This is a genomic window from Acinetobacter sp. GG2 (assembly GCF_000292385.1).
Taxonomy (GTDB): Bacteria; Pseudomonadota; Gammaproteobacteria; order Pseudomonadales; family Moraxellaceae; genus Acinetobacter; species Acinetobacter seifertii.
In genome coordinates, this window is sequence record NZ_ALOW01000019.1 from 17,253 (window position 1) to 42,465 (window position 25,213).

Below are 25,213 nucleotides of genomic sequence, written 5' to 3' on the forward strand. Positions count from 1 at the left end.
TACTCATCATACCAATTACGTGAGTTACGCTATTTTTGCGCTTTGCAATAAAAAAGCCTTTCTCAAGGAAAGGCTTTTTAGAATCTTATTTGGTTTTATGGCTGCTTTAGATATGGCCACGCGGCTTTTAAATAAATAAACATTGACCACAAAGTAAGAATGACTGCTGTATATAACAAAGCATAAGCCAACATTTCTAAAGGCTGCCAGTTGAGTAAGAACACACTAATGGCAATCATTTGAAATGCAGTTTTATATTTACCTACAGTTGACACTGCTACACTGGTTCGCGCACCCAGTTCTGCCATCCACTCACGTAGAGCAGAAACAGTAATTTCCCGTGAAATAATAACAATTGCTGCAAAAGCCATCGCAATGGTAGGTTTCCACTGCACTAAAACAATAAGTGCAGCTGCTACCATGAGTTTGTCTGCAACTGGGTCTAGAAATCGGCCAAATGCTGAAGTCTGGTTTAAAGATCGTGCCAAATAGCCATCAAACCAGTCGGTTATAGCGGCCAGCACAAAGATCGCAGTCAAGATAATATGACGAGTCATACTTCCTACATGCTCACCAATACCTATTGCAGGCGGCCAATATGCAATCACCAAAAATACTGGAATAAGCGCGATACGCGCCAAAGTTAGGATATTTGGGATATTCAGGATTCGCCCTGTGGTCATAAACACCGCCAATTTAGTCTTCACGCATCTTTTAACAGACAAAGACACATACTTCAATATTGTATCTATCTGTAACAGCCACTTTATACGAAATATGTGAATCGAGAAAGTAGATTGCTTAGGTAAATACCGTAACAGTTTGCCTCAGAATTGCAATTAAATGATCACTTTGATCCCAAAGATATGCATATTCTGTCGAGTAACCTTCACTTGCATATTCTGTGACGACTTTATATTTAAACCAGTCACACAATTGATGCTGGACTGGGTTCACATACGTAATGTGCCACGTTAAAGAACTTGCAGGTGCAACTTGCTTAAACATTGGCAATACACCCGGCGGCCAAATGTCCATGAGAACAATCAAATCAGGCAATGTTAGTTGACGATTTTCATGTTGCTCTGGTGAGAACCTTGACCAACCACCAAAGTCTGGATGCTCACTTGCTGTCACCGGATAATTACCCTCAGCCCAACACACTTCAAAGTGCTGAAAGCATTCAGGCATATGCTGACCAAAAGGAATGACAGATAAATTTTCAGGTTGTACATACGCAGGAGCAACGGGTTCTTGTTTAACCTCAATACTCGATACGCGAGATGCCCCAAAACTTGCAACCAAAATGGTTTGCACTGCGTCATCTTGCCATAAACGTGCCTCAAGCGTAGTGACTGACTTCCCCTCTCTTAAAACTTCAATAGTCAATCGGGCAGAACCTTGCTGTACAGGCCCCACAAAAGTAACACTACAACTTAATAATCTTTTATTTGAATCTTGAATATGGGAGCATGCTTTTTGCATTAATAGCCCAGCAACAAGGCCCCCAAAAACCGTACGGCCCTGTAACCATCCTGCAGGTATATCAATCCATTCATTTTGTTTTACATCTTCAAATAGTTGTAATAATGACATGCATATCCCTAAGTCATGTGCGTGATTAGGAAGTATCTTTCATTATTTTGACCATCATGTGAATGGTCATTCAGCTATTAATTTACGAGCGCTTTTGTCACTCAAATTTTAAATACGTGGCTACTCATGCAAAATTTTATAAATCGTTCTTGCCATCACTTCACCTAAGCCCGGCACGACTGTCAGTTCTTTTTCAGATGCTTTTAACACGCCTTGAATCCCACCAAAATGTGTTAATAAATCTCGACGGCGTTTAGGTCCTAAGCCCGGAATTGCTTCTAAAACTGAGGTACTACGGCGTTTATCACGTTTAGCTCGGTGTTTGGTAATCGCAAAACGGTGAGCTTCATCACGGACCTGTTGAATCAAATGTAGGGCTTTATGATCTTCAGGTAACTGAATTTTTGTGCCGTCAGTAAAATGAAGCGTTTCAAGTCCCGGTTTACGCCCTTCACCTTTTGATACACCAATCATGAAAGCCTCAAGTCCAAGTTCTTGCATAACTTCCATTGCCATATGAAGTTGGCCTTTACCACCATCAATTAAAAGCAAGTCAGGCAGCATCGCCTTTTTATAGCGACGCGTTAAAGCTTGTCGCATTGCAGCATAATCATCGCCCGCAGTAATATCTTGAATGGCAAATTGTCGGTAGTCCCGTTTACGCGCACCGCCTTGGTCAAACACCACGCATGATGCGATCGGTGCTTCGCCCATGGTATGACTAATATCAAAACATTCGATACGATCAATTGGACGGCCAACCACCTGCTCAAGCTGGTGGAAACGCTCATTGAGTTCTAAGTGGTTACTCAACTGACCTTTAATTGCATGCTGAACGTTCATTTCAGCAAGCTCTAACCATTCAGCACGTGTTTCTCGCACATTGCTCTTAATCTGGACTTTCTTTCCAAACTGCTGTGCTAAGGCTTCTTCCAGCTCTTTATGGTCAGACAAAGCAGTATTTACAATCAGTTCACTTGGTACTTCATCGGCAACCTGAAAATAAAAGTTTGCCATAAAGTCACTTAGCATTTGTCCGAGGTCATCACCCAACATATCAGGGAAATAACTTTTACCGCCTAGCATACGTCCATTACGCACATGCATAATCTGCACACATGTCACACCAGCCTGATAAGCAATTGCCAAAATGTCAGCTTCACCTTTCACTTTGAAAACAGCTTGTTGCGCTTGTACTTCACGAAGCAAAGACAATCGATCTCGATAGAAAACAGCTTTTTCAAATTCAAGATCCGCCGCTGCTTGCTCCATTTTCGTAATTAGCTCTTGGTTTAATTCTTTGGTATCACCTTGTAAGAACCGAATACTGTTATTTACATCTTCTTTATAATCTTCTGGTGAAACCAAGCCTACACATGGGGCCGAACAGCGTTTGATTTGATATTGCAAACATGGACGTTTGCGCTGTGAGAAGTAACTGTTTTCACACTGACGAACATTAAAAAGTTTTTGTAAAACCAGCAAGGTATCTCGCGCACTATAAGCGCTTGGATACGGGCCAAAGAACTTCCCGATTTGATGCTTACCTTTGCCACGTCCACTAGCAATTCGCGGATACGGCTTATCTGCGGAAACAAAAATATAGACATATGATTTGTCGTCTCGCAGCATGATGTTATATGGCGGACGATGTTGTTTAATTAGGTTTTGTTCTAAAAGCAGCGCTTCTGTTTCTGAACGCGTGACGAGCGTTTCAATATCATAAATTCTGGCAACTAAAGCTTGAGTTTTCGGATGCTCAATGGTTTTAACAAAGTAACTCGACACCCGATTTTTTAGGTTTTTTGCTTTACCGACATATAACAATTCGCCCTCTTTCCCTAGCATTTTATAAACGCCTGGAAGTTGGGTCATATGGGCTAAAATTTTTTCAATATGGGGACGAGCGTTTTGATTCACTATTGGCATGCATGGCTTAATACTGAATACCTAATGTGATGTTTTCATCCTTACTTTTCAAGTGCTTTACTGTGCCAGAACCCAAATTAGACAAGGGATGACAAAGTAGTCCGACAAAGTGTGTCGTAGGTCTTAAGAATCGAGACGATAGTAACTGTACTTCACGTCTTTTTCTTTATACACCGCATAGGTTTTTTGACGAAAATCTGAGAACCAGCCATTGCCCGTATAGCCAGCAATATGTCCGTAGGTATGACCACTGGTACGTTCAATAATATAAATATCGCCTTCTTGAGGACGGTTGAATGCTGGTTTGATTTTCTTATAGCCGTTCTTTTCTAGAGTATGTCCCCAGTCAGATGCAGCCACTGGATGCTTTGAAACGTCTGCGCCAGCCGCTTGTAAAGCAATACGGATATTCTTGGCACATTTTTCTTTACTATGCCTTGCAGACATACTTTCAAGTTTGCTTGAGAATTTATGCAGATCGATATTTTGGTCTTCTACTTTATGTCTTTTAGAAGCCGATCGGCTATGCTTTTTAGTCTCAGCAGAAGCTTTGTTTAACATCGCTTTCGTTTTTAAGTCACCCTGAGAACTTTCTTCTTTTCTCAATTTAATGTGGTGAATATGTGCATGAGCTACGTGATGAGCATGAGCCATTTTGAAACCTACTTCCGCTAACCAGTCTTCGAAAAAACGGAGCAATTGTAGAATCAAAATTATGCGTTGGCTTTTAATAGTTGTAACAAATTGCCAGCACTGTGAAATTGGTCACAAAAACAATTTATCGAATTTATTCTATAAAAAAAATCCCTTTCGAGCTTACTAAAGATTGGTCAATCCCATCTATTTCAACACGATTGACCAAGCACTTATAGAGAGTTTCAGATTAGTTTAAATTATTTAAATAAACCGTACGCTCTGCAGTTTTTTGAATAAAGCACTGAGTATATTGCATCTCTTGATTTTGCTTACGCATATCAGCAGTCCAATAATCTGATTGCTTTTGGTAAGTTTCTAAGTCCTTTTCAGGAATTTCTTCCACACTTTTTTGTGCCAGTACTTTACATTCAACATCACGTTTTTTAAACCAATCCGATTGATCTTGTTTAAATTGAGTTTTTTTATCGGCACCCAATTTATCCCAAGTCAGATTTAAACGTTCCACTTGCTTCGCTTTATCGCTATCCAATTCTTTTTTACGAACATCCATGGCTTCCTGAGCCAAAGCAGTCTGCTCTTCATTATTTTGTTCAGACATTTGTCGATTTTCTTCAATATTCTCGTCAATCAACTCATTCTCTTTAACATAAGCCGCATATTGCACAGCTTTAGTGGCAACAAAAACCAATCCTTCAATCACAGTGTTTTGACTTGGTAAATCAAACACCAACCCCTCTTTATCTGTTTTTGTGATGTTATAGAAAAATTCACCTTTCAATTGATCATTTTCAAGAGTCAAAGATGATTCATTATCCGAAAAATAGTCATTCAGCGTTTGCGATTCTCCATTAGAGTGTCGCAGTTCTTCAACATATGCTTTTTCCGCACGTTTTTGTAAACCTTTAGGAAATGAAACAACTAACTGGCTTTCACAGCTGAGTTGTGTATTTTTTTGACTTTCATCTTCTAACGGTAAAGTGCGAATATTTTTAATTTCAAACTTCAAACCTTGATTAATTTTATTAAGAATATCAGCATCAACCTGATATTGACTTTGTCTTAAGCTACGTTCGATTTGCTTCAAATATTCTTTTTTCAAAGAGGTTTGAATCTGATTTAAATTGTCAGGGTGCGTACAGCTCCAATCCGAAATTGCCTCAACTTTTTCTGTTTTTGATTTTGGCTCTGGCTTAGATTTACCACATCCAGTTAATATTACTGCTGCACTAAATGTAGTTATTACTAAAGCTTGTTTCATCACCGTATTCATTTATATTCCACGCAAATTTTTAAAATTTATTAAGTACAAGAAAGGTATATATTTACCAGCTGCATTATCATCCCAATAATTAATATAAAATTCACCTAAAATTTTAAACAAAATACTCCCTACGCTAATAATCAGCGTTTTAAATGCATAAAAATAAATCTAAACTATTTAAATAATCACAATAAAAAAACGCCCTTTCGGGCGTTTTAATTAAAATACATATGGTCGCACAAAAATCAGGAAGAAAATCCCAAGCATGAGGAACCATTTCAAGAAGTAATATAACTTACGGTTTTTCGCTTTTAATGCTTTGGCTTTAATACGAATTTGATACACATAGCCAAATGCTTTATTTAAACCGCCCGTTTGATCACCTGTTTCATTCGGCGAACTTGCCGCAGTCATCACGCTACGACCAAACCAGTGATTAAAACGTTCCATCCATTTCACTTTCATCGGACGCTCAACGTCTGCAAAGAAAATGATACGGTTTTGATCAGTCTTATTTTCAGCATAGTGAATATAAGTTTCATCAAACACAACGCTTTGACCGTCACGCCAAGAGTATCTTTCACCATCGACATCAATGAAACAACGATCATCATTTGGTGTAATTAAACCCAAGTGATAACGAAGTGAACCTGCATACGGGTCACGGTGTCTAACCAAACGGCTGTCAGGAGCAAGTTCGGTAAACATTGCCGCTTTAATCGTTGGTAATGTTTTCAGTAAAGCAGTGGTTTTCGGACAAAGCTCAGCAGCCGAAGGATGGCTTGACTCATACCATTTCAGGTAAAAACGTTTCCATCCTGTTTTAAAGAACGAGTTGAAACCTAAGTCATTGTAGGTACTTGATGCTTTAATCCCACCTTGGTCATATAAAGCTTTCGCTTCGTCTCGAATCATTTCCCAATTTTCATCTAACACTTTTAAATCTTTGAAGTGTTGAGTATCGATATAAGGCTGATTCGGTACCTTTGAAAAGATGTACATTAAAAAGTTAATCGGTGCGAGCAAGGTTGAATGGTCAAAAAATTGACGATAAAACGAGTGACGCACTTTGCCGCGATGTTGGATATACAATGCAGATATTACAAAAATCGCTAATACGATCCACTTAATCATATAGTTACTCGCATTTAAGCATCTTTAAAATACTTCGAAGAAATTTAAAATCGGAGAAATAATAACAAACTCTCGAAGAAAATTCAGAGTCATATGATTAACTATTATTTTTAGCAAAAAGAAATCTCAAGAATATTTATTCTTGAGATTTCTTAAACTCAGGCTTTAAATTAGTTTTGATAGGGTTTCCAATTTAACGCATTTAGAGAAACAAGTGCTCTTGCAGCGGTTTCATTGTAGGCATAACAGCCAGTTTTCAATTGTGCAATTCTTAACTGAGCTAAACGAATACTGTCAGAATCATTGGTATTTTTTAAGTATGTTTCCCAATGCTTAACTTCTTGATCAGCCGTCCAAGCAATGTTACTTGTATAATTTGCTGTATATGGCTTACCTTGATATTGCACCGCCACACTATCGTTTGCAGCAAAACCTAAACTAGTATTATAAATTGTTGTCCATGAAACATTTTGCCATGTTCCCTTAACTGCTTTATAAGTAAAGCCAAATGGATTTGTTTGATTCAAACGATTAAGATATGGAGCATTTTCAGCATCGAACTCATCAAAACTTTGGTTAAGTTCATAATCTTGACCGACATTAAATGCAAACGACTCTTGATTAGATTTTTTTGAAATTAAACGGTAGCAACTACTTCCTTCAGGAAATTTATTCTGTCCATAAGTATTAAGAAATATACGCCCATTAGTCGTACTTGCATCATTTACTGGAAAGCCTACTACTCGATAACCTGGTAAAACAGCGTCAAACATATTCTGACCAGACAGATTAACTCTCTGAAGTTTCCAATCCTCTTTCACATCACCAATAAGATCCAGTGTCCAATCCGTTAGCGAATTAATATTCATCACATTAATCGCTCTATCAGTTGGCAAATAGAGTTTTTTCTCTGTAAGCAAATACTCACCTAAAGCTTGATTAGAGGATCCATCTGTTGATTTTTTATTGAATATTTCAAAATAAGAAATATTTAACTCATCTGTTTCATTCGCATTGTAATCCATAAAATAATAACGACTTCCATTCGCTGTAGAATCTTGTGATGCACTACTTTGATCGTTATTTACGGAATTATTATCACTAGAACCACCACCGCCACACGCACTCAACATCATTGGTAAGATGGCTAAAATCATAAACTTATTTTTTAACATAATATTACTTTGTCTAACATTTTTATAACACAAAGTTTATCCAAAGATAAAAAAATAGACAACCATTTCTGTCTAATAATTCACAAAGTATCTTAATTTTCATTAGCAGTTCAAAAAATTGAGTTATTTAATAGTGTTTATTATTTTTTCTTACATGCATTTTTCCCATAGAAAACTCTCTTATTTCATTGCTCTTTTATCATTCATTTCATCATTTATTACATTCTCTTATGGGCCCTTCACCCTTGCTTATCAAGTTATTGCTCCCTATAAAAAAACATATTTTTCATATAAATAAATTAAAAAAAATTATTTGCAGATAATTGATGACCCTTGCGTCACGGCTTGATACAACTTGTTGGCTTCTTTTTAGATATAGTTATCGTAAGATTAGCGAAGCATAAATGTGTACCGGAGCTGTACACACGCTTCATAACATCAACTTAGAAATCCTCCAAAACTAAGGAGATCAGGCATGATCCACGCTGGCAATGCCATTACCGTCCAAATGCTTGCGGACGGAATTGCAGAATTCCGCTTTGACTTACAAGGTGAGTCGGTCAATAAATTTAACCGTGCAACAATTGAAGATTTCCAAGCTGCTATTGCTGCGGTAAAAGCCAATAACGATATTAAAGGCTTAGTTGTTACCTCAGGCAAATCAACATTTATCGTTGGTGCAGACATTACTGAATTTGGTGAAAACTTTGCACAAGGCGAAAAAGCGATTGTTGACTGGCTTATGCCTGTTCACGAAATCTTCAATAGCTTTGAAGATTTAGACCTTCCAAAAGTTGCTGCTATTAATGGCATGGCTTTAGGTGGCGGTTTTGAAATGTGCTTAGTATGTGACTATCGTGTGATGTCAGAAGCTGCACAAGTGGGCTTACCTGAAATCAAACTCGGTATTTATCCTGGTTTCGGTGGTAGCGTTCGTTTAAGCCGTGTTATCGGTATCGATAACGCAGTTGAATGGATGGCAATGGCTGTTCCTAAAAAACCGGCTGCTGCACTTAAAGATGGTGCTGTTGATGCTGTAGTAGCTGCTGATAAATTACTTGATGCTGCAACTGACCTGGTTAAACAAGCAATTTCTGGTCGTTTAAACTGGAAAGCAAAACGCCAAGAGAAACTTGATGCTGTAAAATTGAACCCGCTTGAACAAATGATGGCGTTCAACACAGCAAAAGGTGCAGTACTTGCTAAAGCAAACCCTGCTCAATACCCTGCTCCAAAACTATTACTTGATTCATTACAAGCAGGTGCAAGCCTTGCACGTGATGAAGCGTTAAAAGTTGAAGCTGAAGGCTTTGCGAAAGCAGCAATTACCCCACAAGCTGGTGCATTGATTGGCTTATTCCTCAATGACCAAGTTGTTAAGAAAACTGCTAAAAAACATGAAAAAGGTGCACACCCTGTAAACCAAGCAGCTGTACTTGGCGCTGGTATTATGGGTGGTGGTATTGCTTACCAAGCTGCAAGCAAAGGCACACCAATTATCATGAAAGATATTGGTAACCCACAACTTGCATTAGGTATGTCAGAAGCAAACAACTTGTTAACTAAACAAGTTGAACGTAAGAAAATGAAACCTGCGCAAATGGGTGAAACTCTTGCACGTATCCGCCCTACTTTAAGCTACGACGAGTTTAAAGAAGTTGATATCGTAATCGAAGCAGTTACAGAAAATCCAAAAGTTAAAGAAATGGTACTTGCGGATACTGAAAAGAATGTTCGTGAAAATACGATCATTGCTTCTAATACGTCTACGATTTCAATCACACGTTTAGCGAAAGCATTACAACGTCCTGAAAACTTCGTTGGTATGCACTTCTTCAACCCAGTTCACATGATGCCGCTTGTAGAAGTTATTCGTGGTGAAAAAACTTCTGAAGAAGCGATTGCAACGACTGTAGTGCTTGCTCAAAAAATGGGTAAAACACCAATCGTTGTAAACGACTGCCCAGGGTTCTTGGTTAACCGTGTATTGTTCCCTTACTTTGGTGCGTTTGACCTTCTTGTAAAAGACGGCGCAGACTTCCAACAAGTTGACAATGTAATGTCTAAGTTTGGCTGGCCAATGGGTCCTGCTTACCTCATCGACGTTGTTGGTATCGACACAGGTGTACATGGTGCAGAAGTCATGGCAGAAGGTTTCCCAGACCGTATGAAGCCAGACTACAAAGGTTCAATTCAAGCAATGTACGAAGCTAAACGTCTTGGTCAAAAGAATGACGTTGGTTTCTACAAGTACGTACTCGACAAGAAAGGCAAGAAAGCAAAAACTGTTGATCCTACAGCATATGAAATCATTGCTCCTTTCGTGACTGGTGAAAAACGTGAGTTTGATAACCAAGAAATCATTGACCGTATGATGCTTGCTTTCTGTAACGAAACAGTTCGTTGCTTAGAAGACAATATCGTTGCAACTGCCGCTGAAGCAGACATGGCAATGATTATGGGTGTAGGTTTCCCTCCATTCCGTGGTGGTCCATGCCGTTACATCGACCAAACAGGTGTTGCTGAATACGTTGCGCTTTGCGACAAATATGCACACTTAGGTAAGGCTTATGAAGCGCCGCAAATGTTGCGCGACATGGCTGCTAACAACAAAAAATTCTACGGTTAAGGAGCGACGTGAATGGCTACTTTAAATCCACGTGACGTTGTGATTGTTGATGGCGTTCGTTCTGCCATGGGCAAATCTAAAAACGGTATGTTCCGTAATGTACGTGCCGACAGTTTATCTGCTGAACTTGTACGTGCGCTCGTTGCCCGTAACCAGTTTGATGTAAATGAAGTTGAAGATCTGATCTGGGGCTGTGTAAACCAAACTCTAGAACAAGGTATGAACATTGGCCGTAACATCGGTTTATTGGCTGACTTGCCTAAAACTGTTGCTGGTCAAACAGTGAACCGTCTTTGTGGTTCGTCTATGCAGGCAATCCATACAGCGGCAGCACAAATTGCGACTAACCAAGGTGACATCTTCATTATTGGTGGTGTAGAGCATATGGGCCACGTAGGTATGATGCACGGCATCGACCTTAACCCAGAAGCATCTAAACACTATGCGAAAGCATCTAACATGATGGGCTTAACTGCTGAAATGTTAGGTCGCATGAACGGCATTACTCGTGAAGAGCAAGATGCGTTCGGTGTTGAATCTCACCGCCGTGCTTGGGCTGCAACTCAAGAAGGTCGTTTCAAAAACGAAATCGTTGGTGTTGAAGGACACGATGCAAATGGCTTTAAAATCCTTTGCGACATCGACGAAGTGATTCGTCCAGATGCAAACCTTGAAGCATTCAAAGCATTAAAACCTGTATTTGACCCTAAAGGTGGTTCAGTAACAGCAGCAACATCTTCTGCTCTTTCTGACGGTGCTTCTGCAATGTTGCTTATGTCTGCTGAACGTGCTCAAGCATTAGGTTTAAAACCACGTGCTGTCATTCGCTCTATGGCAGTTGCAGGCTGTGATGCAGCAATTATGGGTTACGGTCCAGTTCCAGCAACTCAAAAAGCGCTTAAACGTGCTGGTTTAACGATGGCTGATATTCAAACTATCGAATTAAACGAAGCATTTGCTGCTCAAGGCTTGTCAGTAATGAAAGGCTTAGGCGTTTATGACAAGCAAGACATCATTAACTTAAATGGTGGTGCGATTGCTTTGGGTCACCCACTAGGCTGTTCTGGTGCACGTATCACCACTACGTTGTTGAACGTAATGGAGCAACAAGATACTCAAATTGGTCTTGCGACCATGTGTATCGGCCTTGGTCAAGGTATTGCAACGATTATCGAACGTGTTTAATTAACACCAAGATAAAAAAATCCCCGCTCAGTGCGGGGATTTTTATTTTATCGCCCTTTTAAACCGTCTTGAATTTGCTGCTGTAAATTTATGAGGTCATTAAGGTTTACTTTCATCGTACCATTACGATAAGCATCAACATTACCTCGATTAATGTTCAAAGGTCTTAACATTTCAAAAAGACCATTGGTTGGGTCAGAAGATTGGATTCCACCCGCTACTGCTAAAATATATTGTTGTAAGAATGGGGAAAGTTGCGACAAATCAGGCTGCGCCATAACGGGCTGATAATCTACGGTCGTCATCCCTTCAGGGACTAAAGCATTCTGTATATCGTTATGTATTTTATATTCATGGTGTTGTAGTGCTTGGCGTACCTTCTTATCTTCTTGAAACGGTACAAAACCCACCTCGTCACGTAGCTCAGATTCAGCCATAACGCGAATAGTGGGTAAAGTCGTTACCTCTTCTGCCTGAACAGTTGGTAAACCCATAAAAGCAAATGCAGCGATTAAAGCTGATTGTTTTAAAAAGCTCATAACTTGCTCCAAAAAATCAGTCATCCTATTTCAATCAAAAGATGAAGATTCAAATAAAGGTCTCTATAAATAGGCTACAACAAACTGCTTTTTGATTCAGTAAGGCTCAGATAAACGGTAAATATAATTAAAATTTTTAATGTAATAGTAAGGAACTTTATTAATAGAAAGCCGAATAGAAAAACCACCCTATAAATTAAATATAATCATTTATAGAGTGAGATTTATCTTATAAATTTTTAGTCGTTCTCTAACATTTCTTTTAAAGAATTCACGACTTGTGGAAACGTCGTATAACCTTCCCGACCTAAGAAGTGCCCACCATTAGGAACAGTAATGTACGGCGCATCAATATCCTTAGCCAATTGAACTGTCAGTTTTGGTGGAACCAAATCATCAGTATCAGACAAATACACCAGCTTTTTGTTTATAGCCTTAAAGTAATTGGTGTCGACTTTGCTCTTTGCTATATAAGCATCGAGTGGAGAAATGTCTGAAAGTGGCCCAGAGAACCCAGATACTAAAATCATTCCTCCAATATGTTGATAATCATGTCTTTGCAAAAAGTGCAGCAAAGTAATCACACCCAAACTATGTGCCACAAAATAGGTATTTTCATTAACGTTAGGAATCTGTTCATCTAGTACCTTCTGCCAAGCATCTACATCGGGATGCTCAGAATTTGGAAATGGTATTAGTGTCACAGCCGTATGTTCATCTTCTATTTGATGTTTTAGATCCAAGAACCAGTGATCATTTATAGAAGCTGAATAACCATGAAGTACAAATATTTGACGCATGTTCTTCTCCTGAAGTTCCAGTGTTTTGGCATTTGCAACAAATGACATCAATCCGAATAACACCAATAAAATGAGTTTTCTAATCATTGAACAAGTACCATTTTGAAAGATAAAAGCATGCTAAACTATGACACCACTGTTAAGGTCAAGCCTATTTTATGAACCTAGCTAAAGTCGCCGAACTTACAAAAGTTAGTCCGCGTATGCTGCATTATTATGAAAGTTTAGGGCTAATACAACCGCATCGCGCAAGTAATAACTATCGCAGTTATACGCAAAAAGACATTGAAAATATTAAGAAAATTAAAATATTAAATGATGCTGGTATGACGCTAAAAGATATCCAAGTGTTATTACCGTGTTTTGATTTAGATGAACGAGTATTTACGCTCTGCCCTATTGTTCAAGAAAAGCTACAAACAGAACTGATGCATGTCTCTGAGCAGTTAAACAAACTACAAACTTCTCAAAGTTTATTACAATCTTTCTTGATAAAAGGCAAAGCTGAGAGCACCAATACATAGTAGTTGATGCTCATGCTGCAATTATTCTTCTAGCTCATTTTCTAAAGCAGCCACGTTCTTTTTCTTAATACTTTCAATTTTTGCATTAAGCTTTAAAACATGCTGGTAAAGCTCGTTAAATTTTTTAACTTGAGCATTTTCATGAAAAAGGATCATATGATCTTTCTTTTGCCACGAATAGTTTTTTAGAAGTTTAAACATTTCCTCTGCGTCATCTAAAATTTGTAGCTCAATCATAAAAATCGTATGGTCTTGATCAGCCTTTTGCTGAGTTCCCAATTTCATTTCAAGAAGTTGTCTCGTATCTGCATCAACAGATAATTCCTGAATTTTAGCGAGAAAGGTCTTATGTATTGATTCATATTCAGATTGATATTTATCTGAAGCTTGCCGAACATCAGCCAACATCTTTTCTGTTTCGGCATATTTTTGTTTTTTATCAAGGTCCAAACGGTCAACATTTAAAAAAGTATCCCACTTTGCAGCTTTTAGTTCTCTTAAATATTCATTGCGGGCATTTACGTTTTGAACCCAATAACTTAAAAGAAACTCTGAGACTTGCTTATAGTGTCCTGCAAGCCGTTTATCATGAATATCGAGTTGTACAGGTTTAGACCAATCTTGAGCCTGTTCATAAAGTTCACTCATTTTTTCATTCATCACGACATCGAACATTTCGCTACTGTCTTTAGCTTGTTGCTGTTTAATATGTTGATAGGAAAAAAAGACAATACCTGCAATCACCACCAGACCTGCAATTGCAATCAAAATTCGGCGCATACACACCTCCTATTTCCATTCTTATAGTTTTGCTCTTTATAGTTATAAAATAGAGCTCTTCGTTCTTTATATGTCATTTATTTCACAATACGCAACACTCTATTCGCTATTCAATGCTTTAAATCCTGATACATCACCCCTATTATGATGGGTAATTAAAATTTATGAGATTCTCCCATGCGTGTTGATGTCTGGTCTGATGTAGTTTGTCCTTTCTGTTACATCGGCAAAAAACGCCTTGAACATGTCGCGGCTGAAGCTGGTATTGAACTTGATATTCATTGGCATAGTTTCGAGTTAGATCCGAATGCGCCAGCAACACATGACACTTCAAATACTGAGCGTTTAGCGAAAAAATATGGCCGTACCTATGAAGAGATGGAAGAAATGGAGCGCAACATTGCGGCCATGGCTGCTTCTGAAGGAATCGACTTCCAATGGCAAAAAGCCAACTCGGGCAATAGCTTTAACGCTCACCGCATTATTCACCTAGCCCAAAGTAAAGGCTTAGGTAACCAAGCAAAAGAAGCCTTTTTCCATGCTTATATGACTGAAGGTTTAGCGATTGGTGAACGTGAAGTGGTAGAAGAAATTGCTTCTCGTATTGGCCTTGATAATGCCGAAGTTGAATATGTACTCGATACAAATGAATTGGCTGATTTCGTTCGTCATGACGAAAAAATTGCGCACGAGCAACTCAACGTAACTGGCGTACCATTCTTTGTATTTGATCAAAGAGTTGCGCTTGCAGGTGCACAGCCTCGTGAAGTTTTTTTACAAGTGTTAGAACAAGCACAGCTCAAGGCAAATACTCAAGAAATCGAGCAAGATGATGCGGCTGTTTGTAATGATGAAACATGTGATATTCCACAAAATAAACAGTCTTAACTGTAAAGTGTGAACAAATCGTATGTTTTATCACCGTTTTAGCAATAGAGCGTTCTAAAAAAAGAACTATTCAATTGTTTAAAATGCGTTTATGATTGCCACTTAGAATATTCGCGCTGTAATGTTCTGTTTTTTATGTGTTTAATGATCGGAATTTGAAGTTTCCCTGATCTAAAATCCCCCTAGTTTGGGGGATTTTTTTTGCTTAAAAATTCTCGCTACTAGCTTAAACTTTTTCATTTAATTCAAATATGTAAAAAAAGTTAAATTTACTTAACTTTTGTGTCGTCCTCTTGATTTTATTAGAAAAATCAACAAAAGTGACAATAACAACAAAACATAAAGATAGATATGAAAACATTTCACGTTATTACGTATCGGCAGCTTTTTGCACTTGTAACATTAGGATTTGGTTCAGTATGCATGGCTCATGCAGAAATAAATTCTTCGTCAACTCAGCAAGTAGAGAGTTTGCCATCTGGAGCTCAAACTCAAGAGAATAAAGATGAAAATCTTTTAGACCAAATTCCAAGGTGGATTGATGCAACTCCAACGATTTTTCCTGAGCAGTCCAATCACCCTATTGTTCCACCCATGGAACAAACTGAAGACCAGACTTGGTTTGATCGCAAGCAAAAGAAAATCCGCAATTGGGCCGATCATACATCTGAAAAAATTGACAACTGGTTTGGTGAAGTCGACCCTCAAAAACCAGCAACAGCAACGATTCGTGTCATGGTTGATAACTATTGGAATGAGTACGATAACTTTGAAATCAAGCCCAGAATTCGCGGTAAGATCAAGCTTCCTACACTAGAGAAACGTTTGAGCGTAGTATTTGGTGATGACTCATTAGATAATGAATTTAATAACAGTCCGGCCAATATCAACCAGAATCCAAATCAAGATTCAAACAAGAAAATTGATGCTAAACGCACACGAGATGACAATAGTTCAATCGCGTTACGATGGTCAAATTTCTCTAAAAAACTGCCGTTTGAAACAGATGCCGACTTGGGTATACGCTCTGGAGACGACGTATATGTCCGTTTAAAAGCATCAAGAGATTGGCAATTACGTAATGATTTTAAATTTTATGCAGAAGAAATTTATCGATATGGTATTCATAGCGAAAATTATTTACGTACTAATCTAGAACTCACCCATGCTCGTCCAAATCAACCAATATTATCAAATCAGTTCAGCTTAACGTATGCCGATGATCAAGACGATGATTTAACGTGGGAGAACCGACTTTTCCGTGAACATAGTTTCTTTGCAAACAACCGTTTTAACTACGGTATTTATACCGGCGGTTATTACAACAGTAACGATTTACGTTTAAATAGTTGGGGGCCATTTGTCTCATGGCGCCAACCTCTTTTACGTGAATGGTTCTTTGTACAAGGCGACGTCAATTACTTTAATGACCACCGTGAAGATCGGAATCATTTCGTGAGTACTTTCTTGCGTTTAGAAGCGCTGTTCTAATTGCTACGGACCACCTTGGAGCTTGTATCCAAGGTGGTGAAAAATAAAATACTTTTAAATAAAAATTTAAGCTTTTTCCCTTACAATACTGAGCTAACTTTTGATTCCTGATTTTCAGAAAAATGAATCAATTCTCTTCTTTTTCATTTGAATATAAATCTAAAGCCTTACTTTGTATTTATAGTTTAGGTATGCTGGTTTTAATTCCTCATACGCAACTTTTCTCTACTTCTTTCAAGCATCCACGCTCTACAAGACGATCTCTACATTCTTCTACGCTATTTATCAAAACTCCAAGATTCTCAGCTTTTTCTACCCACTCGCCCTGTGAAGTAGAAACAAATAATGATTCAGATGCCGCACTGATTCAGGACTTAATGGCCGTATTTGGAAATGATACGTTATGGAATCGTGTAAGCCAGCATAAAGATCCTTATAAAACCTTGGGTAAGAAAAAGAAGAAAGCTTCGACCCCTCGTATTTCAGTCAGTAATCCACTTACTGCAAGTTGGGATACTATTTCAACATGGATGCCTTTTGAAAATAATCTTGATTTAGGCTCAAACTCAGACAGTGATGTTTACGTCCAATTTCTTGCCAAGAAAAAATGGAATCTAAGACATAATATGAGCTTAGATACAGAGCAAGTGTTTCGCTACGGCTCAACCAGCAGGAACTACACTGAAACAACACTGAACTTGACGCAAAAAATGCAGGACAATACCCTTTTTGCTAGTAAATTTAATATTAATAAAAGTGAAAATGAAGACTATAGTTGGGGTAATTGGACTTTTCAGCAATACGAGTTTGTAAAAGATAATCGTCTCACTTACGGCGTTTATAGTGGTGGCGTATATGCTAAAAATGACATTCGAGTAAATAGCTGGGGGCCTTATATTTCATGGCGCCAACCTATATGGCGAGATTGGATTTTTATGCAAAATGATCTTAACTTTTTTAACCATATTGATGATGATCCTAAGCATCAATTGAGTGTTCAAATGAATTTAGAAGCTAGTTTTTAACCAAAAATCATTTAGTTGTGGATAACTCTTTCTTTATCCACAAAAAAGCCCCTGACAGTTCAGAGGCTTTTTTATATCGAAAAATTATTTCAACAATAGGCTATTAATACGCTTCACATAAGCAGCTGGGTCTTCTGGTAAACCACCTTCTGCAATCACAGCCTGATCAAAAATCACGTTTGCCAAGTCATCAAACTGTTCTGAACCTTCAAGTTTTTTCACCAAAGGATGCTCAGGGTTAATTTCTAAAATTGGCTTGATTTCAGGAACAGCTTGACCTGCTTGTTTCAGCATACGAATAAGTTGCGGTGATAATTCACCTTCACTTGTTACTAAACACGCTGGAGAGTCGACCAAACGGGTTGTTACACGTACTTCTTTAGTTTTGGCTTTCAATGAGTCACTTAGCTTTTCAACCACAGGCTTAAATTGTTCAGCCGCTTGCTCAAGTGCCTTTTTCTCTTCTGCATCTTGCAAGTCACCTAAATCAACCGCGCCTTTAGAAACATTCTTCAATGGTGTACCGTCAAACTCTTGAACAAAATTCATTGCCCATTCGTCAACACGCTCTGCCATTAACAATACTTCAATGCCTTTTTTCTTAAACAACTCAAGCTGTGGTGAGTTTTTAGCAGCAGCTAAGCTGTCAGCAGTCACATAATAAATGGCTTTTTGACCTTCTTTCATGCGCGCTTTATAGTCTGCAAAAGAAGTTACGACTTCATCATTTGTTGAAGTTGCATAACGTAATAATTTTAAAATACGTTCGCGATTACCAAAGTCTTCACCCAAACCTTCTTTAAGTACTGAGCCAAACTCAGTGTAGAACGCTTTGAACTTTTCTTGGTCTTTTTCATCTTCTGATTTAGCCAAACCATCAAGTACAGTCAATACACGGCGTGCATTACCTTCACGAATTGTTTTAACGTCACGGCTTTCTTGCAATAACTCACGGCTCACATTCAGCGGTAAATCTGCACTATCCACCACACCTTGTACAAAGCGTAAATAGTTTGGAATTAAGTTATCTGCATCATCCATAATGAAGACACGTTTTACATATAGCTTAATTCCCGCTTTTGCTTCACGTGTAAAAATGTCATGAGGAGCTTTGCTTGGAATATAAAGTAATTGGGTATATTCAGTGCTACCCTCAACTCGGTTATGCGCCCAAGCAAGTGGTGCATCAAAGTCATGCGTTAAGTTTTTATAAAACTCAACATATTGTTCATCTGTCACTTCACTTTTGTTACGAGTCCATAAAGCACTTGCAGAGTTAATCGCTTCCCACTCGTCAGTTTTGACCATTTGGCCACCTTTAGGCTCTTCACCCTCAGCGACTTCCTCTTCTTGCCAAACTTCTTTTTGCATTTCAATTGGCAAACTAATGTGGTCAGAGTATTTGTTAACAATCTGCTTAACTTTATAAGATTCTAAATAATCAAGCGCGTCATCACGCAAGTGAAGAATAATGTCAGTACCACGTGAAGCTTTATCAATTTGCTGAACTTCAAACTCGCCAGTACCACCACTAATCCAACGCACACCTTCAGATGCATCTGAGCCTGCACGACGTGATTCAACCGTAATTTTATCGGCAACAATAAAACCTGAGTAGAAACCAACACCAAACTGACCAATCAACTGAGCATCTGCTTTCTGGTCACCCGTCAATTTTGACATGAAGTCTTTAGTACCAGATTTTGCAATGGTACCTAAGTTATCAATTGCTTCTTGTTGGCTTAAACCAATACCGTTATCAGAGATCGTTAAAGTTTTATCTTCTTTATTTAAGCTGATTCGTACATGTAAATCTGGATCATTTTCATAATATTCAGGATGATTGATTCCTTCAAAACGTAACTTATCACATGCATCAGATGCATTAGAGATCAGCTCACGCAAGAAAATTTCAGGGTTAGAATAGAGAGAATGCGTCACTAAATGTAAAAGCTGTGCTACTTCTGCTTGGAAACTATAATTTTGTGATGCTTGTTCACTCATAAATCACTCCTTAAATTTTGAAGTCTGTTTGTTCTCGAATGCTTTATGAATGGAGTATTTCTAGAATTTTTCAATCCTGAATATTAAAAAATTTTACTTTAATTAAAATGGGCCATGGCTTAACACTCTATCTTGCAGGATAGAATCCAACTGTTGTTGTCTCTGCTGATAAGCTTTGGAAATACAACTAACGTTGGCAGCGCAGGCATTTCTTTTTTTCAACCATTGTTGTTGAGTATCTTTTTGATTATCTCTGCCTCCCATCGGTAATGCATGTAAAACAATTTGATAGGTTGTTGCCATTTTCACATCTGCATCATTTAAAGAGCGGTTTTTACAAATACTCAGTTCTGTCTTAGTTTTTGCAGCATTACACGAAAAACTAGCAGCCTGTACATTATGGGCAAAAGCCATACCACTAAAAAGTGCTAGAGCTATGGCAAATTTTCTATTCATGAGATTATTCCTTTAAAGATATATAAAAAATAGTTTAAAAATAAAAGGTGAAAGAATATGTAGAAAACTGTCTGTTTTATGCTTTTTTTAGTGATATTAAAAATAAAAAACCTCACATAAAATCTATGTGAGGTGCCTGAGTCTAGGTTTGTTATTATATTCTTTCTATTTATTATTATGCTTAAAATCTATAGCTATAACCTAAAGTATAAACAAATGGGTTAATATTTAAATCGAACTTATAATTAGCAATTGAAGGATCAATTGTTACTTCGGGGCTAATATCTGCATAACGAACATCTACAAATACTCCCCAGTTTTTCGCATCAGCAGGCTGAAAGTTAAAACCAACTTGCCCAGCTATACCAAAATCTTCTTTTACTTTCACAGCAACGCCTTGCTCATCCCAAGGAATGAATGCTGTCGCCCCTATACCAATATACGGTGTGAAACGAGTTGAGTTTTTAAAATGATATTTTGCAGTAATTGTTGGTGGTAATTGTTTAATACGCGCGACATTCTTACCATCTAATAAAACATCATGATTGACGGGCGCTGCTAATAATAATTCAGCCGAAAAAGGAGATTCGCCAAAAAAGTATTCAACTGATGGTGTAAATGCATATTCATGATCAGCTTTTACTACGCCTAAAGGAGTTGTTGTATCGTCAGATGGAGCAATAACACTACCACCAAATTTTACTTGCCAATTACCAGCAAAAGTAAATGACGACATCCCCATTAATGCAATAACCAACGCTTTTTTGAACACTTTAATATCTCCAACCCTATTTATATTTATAATAAACATTTATTTTAAATTGATGCAACACCTATTATAAAATTATTTTTATATTTATTTTTAAATAACTGTTTTAAATAAAATTATATATTAACCAACCATTTTAATTGGTTTTTTATTCCAACCTTATTAATCAGAATTATTTTATATAACCAACCTTTTTAATATACTTTTAATTCCAAGCATTTTAATATAATTTATTTTGAATACATGTTTTATTTATTCCATAAAAAAGCCTTCTTAATGATCACCTTTGGATAATTATTAAGAAGGCTTTAAATTTAATATATTATGAAAAATTATAAAATCATAGCTGCAATCCAGCCAAAAATGAGTAGAGGGATATTAAAATGAATAAATGTTGGAATAACAGTATCCCAAATATGGTCATGTTGCCCATCAACACCTAAACCAGCTGTAGGCCCTAGCGTCGAATCGGAAGCTGGAGAGCCTGCATCACCTAAAGCCGCAGCTGTACCTATCAATGCAATCGTTGCTAATGGTGAAAAACCAAACTGTACACATAAAGGAACGTAAATCACTGCCAAGACAGGAACACTAGAGAAAGATGAACCAATACCAATCGTGACAAACAAACCAATACAAAGCATTAAGAAAGCAGCAAGGGCACGATTATCACCAATAATTTCAACCACACCTTTTACCAGTTGATTAATATCACCCGTATGCGTCATGACTGATGCAAAACCCGCAGCAGAGATCATAATAAAGCCGACTAGAGCCATCATTCGCATACCTTGTACGAACACATCATCTGCATCTTGCCATTTAAAAATGCCTGCTGTAGACAAAATTGCGAAGCCGACTAGACCACCTAAAATCATTGAGCCAGAATAAAGCTGTGCAACTAAAGTGAGACCTATCGCCAGTAAAGCCATGAAAATTGTTTTTTTCGCAATGACAGGAGCTTGTTCTGCTTCATGTTTAAGTTCTTCTGCATCTGCTTTTAGATCTGCTGTTTCATCTTGTACCGTTACACGTAGAGGTTTATCTAAATCAATTGTGGTTACAGGAGTAATAGCTCGATCAGCATAAATTCTTGGTTTACGGTAACTAATAAATACCGCAACTAAAGTGCCTAAAACCATACCTAAAACTGGAATTGCCATACCAATTGGCATCATGCCTCGTTCTACATGTAAACCATAAGCAGCACCGATTTTGTTGATATTTCCCATCAAAATTTGTTCAAGGAAAATCGCACCAAAACCAACAGGCAGAAAAATATAGGTACCTACCAAGCCCAAAGTCAGAATACAAGCTGCTGCGCGGCGGTCTAGTTTCAAGTGATTCATGACTCGTAATAATGGCGGTACGAGTACAGGAATAAATGCGATATGAACCGGAATCAGGTTTTGAGAGAAAATCGCAGAAATAAGTAGAATACCTAAGAGTAAATATTTTACCTTGGTTTCACGGCTTTTCCCCGCTTCCATTCCTAATAAACCAATCAGCTTATGGGCAAGTAGGTCAGGTAAACCCGATTTAGAAAGAGCAAGTGCAAATGCACCTAATACGGCATAAGCGAGCGCAACTTCAGCACCATCACCAAGGCCTGCATTAAAAGCATCAACCGTTTGAGAAAGACTTAAACCCGAGACAAGACCACCAACAATGGCAGAAACCACTAATGTCAATACGACAGAAACACGTGCTAGTGAGAGTAAAAACATCACAGCAATCGCCACAACAACAGCATTCATCAACAAATTCAGAACAAAACAAAAGGCGATATTCTATCAGATTCGCATCTACGAAGCCGAAAATATCGCCAAATTAGCAGTTTTGTATATTAAACAATCACTTATTTGCTTTGTGATTCAATAAACTGACGAATATGAGCTGCTACTTTCTCAGCTTGACTTAAAATAGCCCAATGGTTTGCTTCAAGCTCAACATACTCAAAGTTTTCAACCCATTTTGGCATCGCTTCCGTAATATATTCAGGGCTCACAAAAGTATCGTATTTTAAAATAATTGCTTTAACTGGACACTGTGCATAACGCTGACGAGGTGCTGTTAAGCGAGGAATAAAATTAGCACGATATAAATTAATCCCGTATTTACCATCAGCAGAAATATTATTATTTAACGGTAAATTATCTTTTCGCTCTAAGTCTTTTAATATTTTACCCCACTTTTCTGGGCTAAAAAGAGACCATACTGTTGGCGCGACAAATGGTAAATGGAATGCCCCGATATACCATGATTTTGTTAAAATTTTTAAGATCTTTGCAGGAGACGTTTTAAATTTATCTCTTAAGAACAACGCAGCGTGATCTAAACAAGGACCAGAAATGGTTGTATAAGATAACAAGCGGCCTTTAAATTTAGGTTCAGTTGCAGACTCCCAAGACTGAATCGAACCCCAATCATGTGCAGCCATATGGAACTGTCGATTTGGCAGTACTTCATCGACGACTTCTTGTAAATCTAAAGATAAGCGCTCTAAACGATAATCGCGTATCCGTTTAGGAATAGATGACAAACCCGCTCCACGGACATCATAAGTAACGATATAAAAATCATTAATTAAATATTCAATGACCGATTCCCATACTTCCTGATTATCAGGATAACCATGGACTAAAACTAATGGGGTCTTTTTCTCATCGCCCCAAGCCTTGGCACATAGGGTTTGTTGATCAGTTGTTGTTACTGTATAAATCTTTGGCTGCATAATCATTTCCTATTTTGTTTTTCAATTGATCATGTCGTTAATCGGATAAAGCATTGCCATCACTATAAAAAAGATGATACTTATCTAGTATGACCAGTGTTGCAATAAAAAAAATTGACTATTATGGCTATTTTAAAAAAACTTCAGAACATTCCTTCTATCTCTAAATTCTTATTTAATTATTATCCTCCCTACCGTGGTGCAGGGATTCATATTGAAATCATGAATTTAGAACTTTGCCACGTTCGGGTAAAAATGCCCCTTAGCTGGAAAAACCAAAATTTAGTGGGAACACATTTTGGCGGTAGTCTTTATTCAATGGTAGACCCGTTCTATATGCTTATTCTTATGCACCATCTAGGACCAAAATATATTGTTTGGGATAAAGCAGCTGAAATTAACTTTTTATCACCTGGACGAAGTACCGTTTATGCCGACATTCGAGTCGACTTAGCAGAGATTGAGCAGATTCGAGAACTCGCCGAGAACTATACGCCAGTTCTTAGAACATATCATCTCAATATTTTTGATGAATCTGGAGTAAGAATTGCTGAAGTACAAAAGACTCTTTACATCCGCCGCAAAAAAGCTAAAGCTTTCCACCAATAAAATAAGCGCTCAAAAGCGCTTATTTTATGTCAATAAATTCTATCTTTTCTCTTCATAGGCTGCGCCAGCACCACCGCCGAGTGCACCACCAATTGCAGCGCCCGTATCACCACCAAAAATTGCTTTACCTACGACAGAGCCAATACCAGCACCAATTGCGCTGCTTGTTGTCGAACTTCTATCACTACCTTTAGCATTTGCCCCCACACCAGCGCCTGCTGCTGCACCAACACCCGCACCTAGACCACCACCTACATGGTTACCTACGCCACCACCCACAGCACCGCCTAATGCAGCAGCACCAATACGCTGATCAGATGGGCTCATATTTTGACAGCCAGTAAACATAACTGCAGATAATACTAAAGTAGACACTAAACCAATTGTTTTCTTCATGACCATACTCACTCCATTGTGCTCTATTCCAAGCATAATCTTCTTTTATGGGGAATTTTATGAGTTTGTGTTAATACACTGTTGTGGACGATTGATATTTTGTAAAAGCCTTATAGAATCGATAATTAATTCATCTTAACGCGCATAAATTAAGCAAAAAAAGAAGCCCTTAAAAACTTAAAAGCTTCTAATTTAGATACGATCAACCTAACTTAGTACTTCCCTTTTTTTTCCTCATAAGCAGCTCCAGCACTACCGCCAAGTGCGCCACCAGCGGCGGCACCCGCCTCACCACCAATGACTGCTCCACCTAAAAGTGCCCCTACACCTGCGCCAATTGCACTATTACGCGTAGTTTTACTATTCGAACCTTTTGCATTTGCAGCTACACCTGCACCTAATGCAGCTCCTAAGCCTGCGCCAAGGTTACCACCCAAGCTTTTACCCACTGCGCCACCAGCACCACCACCAATCGCAGCAGAACCAATACGCTTACTTTCTGGACTTGCGTTTTGACAACCTACAAACAAAGTACTCGACATTAAACCCACACCTGCAATCATCATCATTTTTTTCATTCGATTTACTCCAGTTTTCATAAGTAGGTAGCCTAATTTGCTTATGTGGAGTCT

The 25,213-nt window shown here is 38.1% G+C and carries 24 protein-coding genes and 1 pseudogene; 7 read left to right on the plus strand and 18 right to left on the minus strand.

What is annotated here, in order from left to right; translation table 11 throughout:
• Positions 1 to 95: 95 nt before the first annotated feature.
• From pgsA to B554_RS0101985, 8 genes and pseudogenes are all read right to left on the minus strand, one after another.
• Complete coding sequence (gene pgsA / locus B554_RS0101955; RefSeq protein WP_004699108.1) at positions 96 to 683, minus strand: CDP-diacylglycerol--glycerol-3-phosphate 3-phosphatidyltransferase; 588 nt, start codon at positions 681 to 683, stop codon at positions 96 to 98.
• Positions 684 to 801: 118 nt separating this feature from the next.
• On the minus strand, positions 802 to 1,596 hold the full coding sequence (locus tag B554_RS0101960) for a thioesterase family protein (RefSeq protein WP_019456784.1): 795 nt from the start codon (positions 1,594 to 1,596) through the stop codon (positions 802 to 804).
• A gap of 120 nt (positions 1,597 to 1,716) precedes the next feature.
• Positions 1,717 to 3,516, minus strand: a complete 1,800-nt coding sequence (gene uvrC, locus B554_RS0101965) for an excinuclease ABC subunit UvrC (protein ID WP_031944916.1) — start codon at positions 3,514 to 3,516, stop codon at positions 1,717 to 1,719.
• A gap of 132 nt (positions 3,517 to 3,648) precedes the next feature.
• A complete protein-coding gene (locus tag B554_RS0101970) occupies positions 3,649 to 4,179 on the minus strand; it encodes a peptidoglycan amidohydrolase family protein (RefSeq protein ID WP_025465046.1) in 531 nt (176 codons plus the stop codon).
• 229 nt (positions 4,180 to 4,408) lie between these two features.
• Positions 4,409 to 5,452 carry a DUF1311 domain-containing protein gene (locus B554_RS0101975; protein WP_025465047.1) on the minus strand — a complete coding sequence of 348 codons (1,044 nt, stop codon included), beginning with the start codon at positions 5,450 to 5,452 and terminating at the stop codon, positions 4,409 to 4,411.
• Positions 5,449 to 5,581, minus strand: a pseudogene (locus tag B554_RS18980) (hypothetical protein). The gene B554_RS0101975 and the pseudogene B554_RS18980 overlap by 4 nt, the downstream one beginning before the upstream one ends.
• A gap of 81 nt (positions 5,582 to 5,662) precedes the next feature.
• Entirely contained in the window at positions 5,663 to 6,577 is a 915-nt protein-coding gene (gene lpxO / locus B554_RS0101980; protein WP_019456788.1) for a lipid A hydroxylase LpxO, read from the minus strand.
• 170 nt (positions 6,578 to 6,747) lie between these two features.
• Complete coding sequence (locus tag B554_RS0101985; RefSeq protein ID WP_019456789.1) at positions 6,748 to 7,752, minus strand: hypothetical protein; 1,005 nt, start codon at positions 7,750 to 7,752, stop codon at positions 6,748 to 6,750.
• A 475-nt stretch (positions 7,753 to 8,227) separates the two neighbouring features.
• Here B554_RS0101985 and fadB point away from each other — a divergent pair, with 475 nt between their 5' ends.
• Entirely contained in the window at positions 8,228 to 10,381 is a 2,154-nt protein-coding gene (gene fadB, locus B554_RS0101990; protein ID WP_019456790.1) for a fatty acid oxidation complex subunit alpha FadB, read from the plus strand.
• 12 nt (positions 10,382 to 10,393) lie between these two features.
• On the plus strand, positions 10,394 to 11,566 hold the full coding sequence (gene fadA / locus B554_RS0101995) for an acetyl-CoA C-acyltransferase FadA (protein WP_019456791.1): 1,173 nt from the start codon (positions 10,394 to 10,396) through the stop codon (positions 11,564 to 11,566).
• A gap of 47 nt (positions 11,567 to 11,613) precedes the next feature.
• Here the strand turns inward: fadA and B554_RS0102000 are convergent, their stop codons facing one another.
• Together B554_RS0102000 and B554_RS0102005 are read right to left on the minus strand one after the other, a co-directional pair.
• The gene (locus B554_RS0102000; RefSeq protein WP_025465048.1) at positions 11,614 to 12,105 is read right to left on the minus strand and encodes a hypothetical protein; all 492 of its coding nucleotides are present in this window, start codon (positions 12,103 to 12,105) and stop codon (positions 11,614 to 11,616) included.
• A 239-nt stretch (positions 12,106 to 12,344) separates the two neighbouring features.
• Positions 12,345 to 12,992 carry an RBBP9/YdeN family alpha/beta hydrolase gene (locus B554_RS0102005; RefSeq protein WP_019456793.1) on the minus strand — a complete coding sequence of 216 codons (648 nt, stop codon included), beginning with the start codon at positions 12,990 to 12,992 and terminating at the stop codon, positions 12,345 to 12,347.
• A 71-nt stretch (positions 12,993 to 13,063) separates the two neighbouring features.
• Between B554_RS0102005 and B554_RS0102010 the strand changes: the two genes are divergently transcribed.
• Positions 13,064 to 13,429 carry a MerR family transcriptional regulator gene (locus B554_RS0102010; protein WP_019456794.1) on the plus strand — a complete coding sequence of 122 codons (366 nt, stop codon included), beginning with the start codon at positions 13,064 to 13,066 and terminating at the stop codon, positions 13,427 to 13,429.
• Positions 13,430 to 13,450: 21 nt separating this feature from the next.
• Here the strand turns inward: B554_RS0102010 and B554_RS0102015 are convergent, their stop codons facing one another.
• Complete coding sequence (locus tag B554_RS0102015; protein ID WP_019456795.1) at positions 13,451 to 14,209, minus strand: hypothetical protein; 759 nt, start codon at positions 14,207 to 14,209, stop codon at positions 13,451 to 13,453.
• Positions 14,210 to 14,386: 177 nt separating this feature from the next.
• On the opposite strand from B554_RS0102015, the gene B554_RS0102020 reads away from it, so the two are divergent.
• From B554_RS0102020 to B554_RS0102030, 3 genes are all read left to right on the plus strand, one after another.
• On the plus strand, positions 14,387 to 15,097 hold the full coding sequence (locus B554_RS0102020; protein ID WP_019456796.1) for a DsbA family oxidoreductase: 711 nt from the start codon (positions 14,387 to 14,389) through the stop codon (positions 15,095 to 15,097).
• A gap of 351 nt (positions 15,098 to 15,448) precedes the next feature.
• On the plus strand, positions 15,449 to 16,588 hold the full coding sequence (locus B554_RS0102025) for a hypothetical protein (RefSeq protein WP_004699144.1): 1,140 nt from the start codon (positions 15,449 to 15,451) through the stop codon (positions 16,586 to 16,588).
• 122 nt (positions 16,589 to 16,710) lie between these two features.
• A complete protein-coding gene (locus B554_RS0102030) occupies positions 16,711 to 17,613 on the plus strand; it encodes a hypothetical protein (RefSeq protein WP_019456797.1) in 903 nt (300 codons plus the stop codon).
• Positions 17,614 to 17,697: 84 nt separating this feature from the next.
• On the opposite strand, the gene htpG is transcribed toward B554_RS0102030, so the two are convergent.
• The 5 genes from htpG to B554_RS0102055 all read right to left on the minus strand — a co-directional run bounded on the left by htpG (position 17,698) and on the right by B554_RS0102055 (position 23,582).
• Positions 17,698 to 19,617, minus strand: a complete 1,920-nt coding sequence (gene htpG / locus B554_RS0102035; RefSeq protein ID WP_019456798.1) for a molecular chaperone HtpG — start codon at positions 19,615 to 19,617, stop codon at positions 17,698 to 17,700.
• A gap of 102 nt (positions 19,618 to 19,719) precedes the next feature.
• The gene (locus B554_RS0102040) at positions 19,720 to 20,073 is read right to left on the minus strand and encodes a lysozyme inhibitor LprI family protein (RefSeq protein ID WP_004699150.1); all 354 of its coding nucleotides are present in this window, start codon (positions 20,071 to 20,073) and stop codon (positions 19,720 to 19,722) included.
• A 181-nt stretch (positions 20,074 to 20,254) separates the two neighbouring features.
• On the minus strand, positions 20,255 to 20,845 hold the full coding sequence (locus B554_RS0102045) for an OmpW/AlkL family protein (protein ID WP_025465050.1): 591 nt from the start codon (positions 20,843 to 20,845) through the stop codon (positions 20,255 to 20,257).
• Between the two features lie 329 nt (positions 20,846 to 21,174).
• Complete coding sequence (locus tag B554_RS0102050) at positions 21,175 to 22,599, minus strand: Na+/H+ antiporter family protein (RefSeq protein ID WP_019456800.1); 1,425 nt, start codon at positions 22,597 to 22,599, stop codon at positions 21,175 to 21,177.
• A 101-nt stretch (positions 22,600 to 22,700) separates the two neighbouring features.
• Positions 22,701 to 23,582, minus strand: a complete 882-nt coding sequence (locus tag B554_RS0102055) for an alpha/beta fold hydrolase (protein ID WP_081400274.1) — start codon at positions 23,580 to 23,582, stop codon at positions 22,701 to 22,703.
• Positions 23,583 to 23,699: 117 nt separating this feature from the next.
• Here B554_RS0102055 and B554_RS0102060 point away from each other — a divergent pair, with 117 nt between their 5' ends.
• The gene (locus tag B554_RS0102060; protein ID WP_019456802.1) at positions 23,700 to 24,185 is read left to right on the plus strand and encodes a DUF4442 domain-containing protein; all 486 of its coding nucleotides are present in this window, start codon (positions 23,700 to 23,702) and stop codon (positions 24,183 to 24,185) included.
• A gap of 39 nt (positions 24,186 to 24,224) precedes the next feature.
• Here the strand turns inward: B554_RS0102060 and B554_RS0102065 are convergent, their stop codons facing one another.
• Both B554_RS0102065 and B554_RS0102070 read right to left on the minus strand, forming a co-directional pair.
• Positions 24,225 to 24,581: a hypothetical protein gene (locus B554_RS0102065; RefSeq protein ID WP_025465051.1), complete on the minus strand. Its 357-nt coding sequence runs from the start codon at positions 24,579 to 24,581 to the stop codon at positions 24,225 to 24,227.
• A gap of 212 nt (positions 24,582 to 24,793) precedes the next feature.
• A complete protein-coding gene (locus tag B554_RS0102070) occupies positions 24,794 to 25,159 on the minus strand; it encodes a hypothetical protein (protein WP_004699161.1) in 366 nt (121 codons plus the stop codon).
• Positions 25,160 to 25,213: the final 54 nt, after the last annotated feature.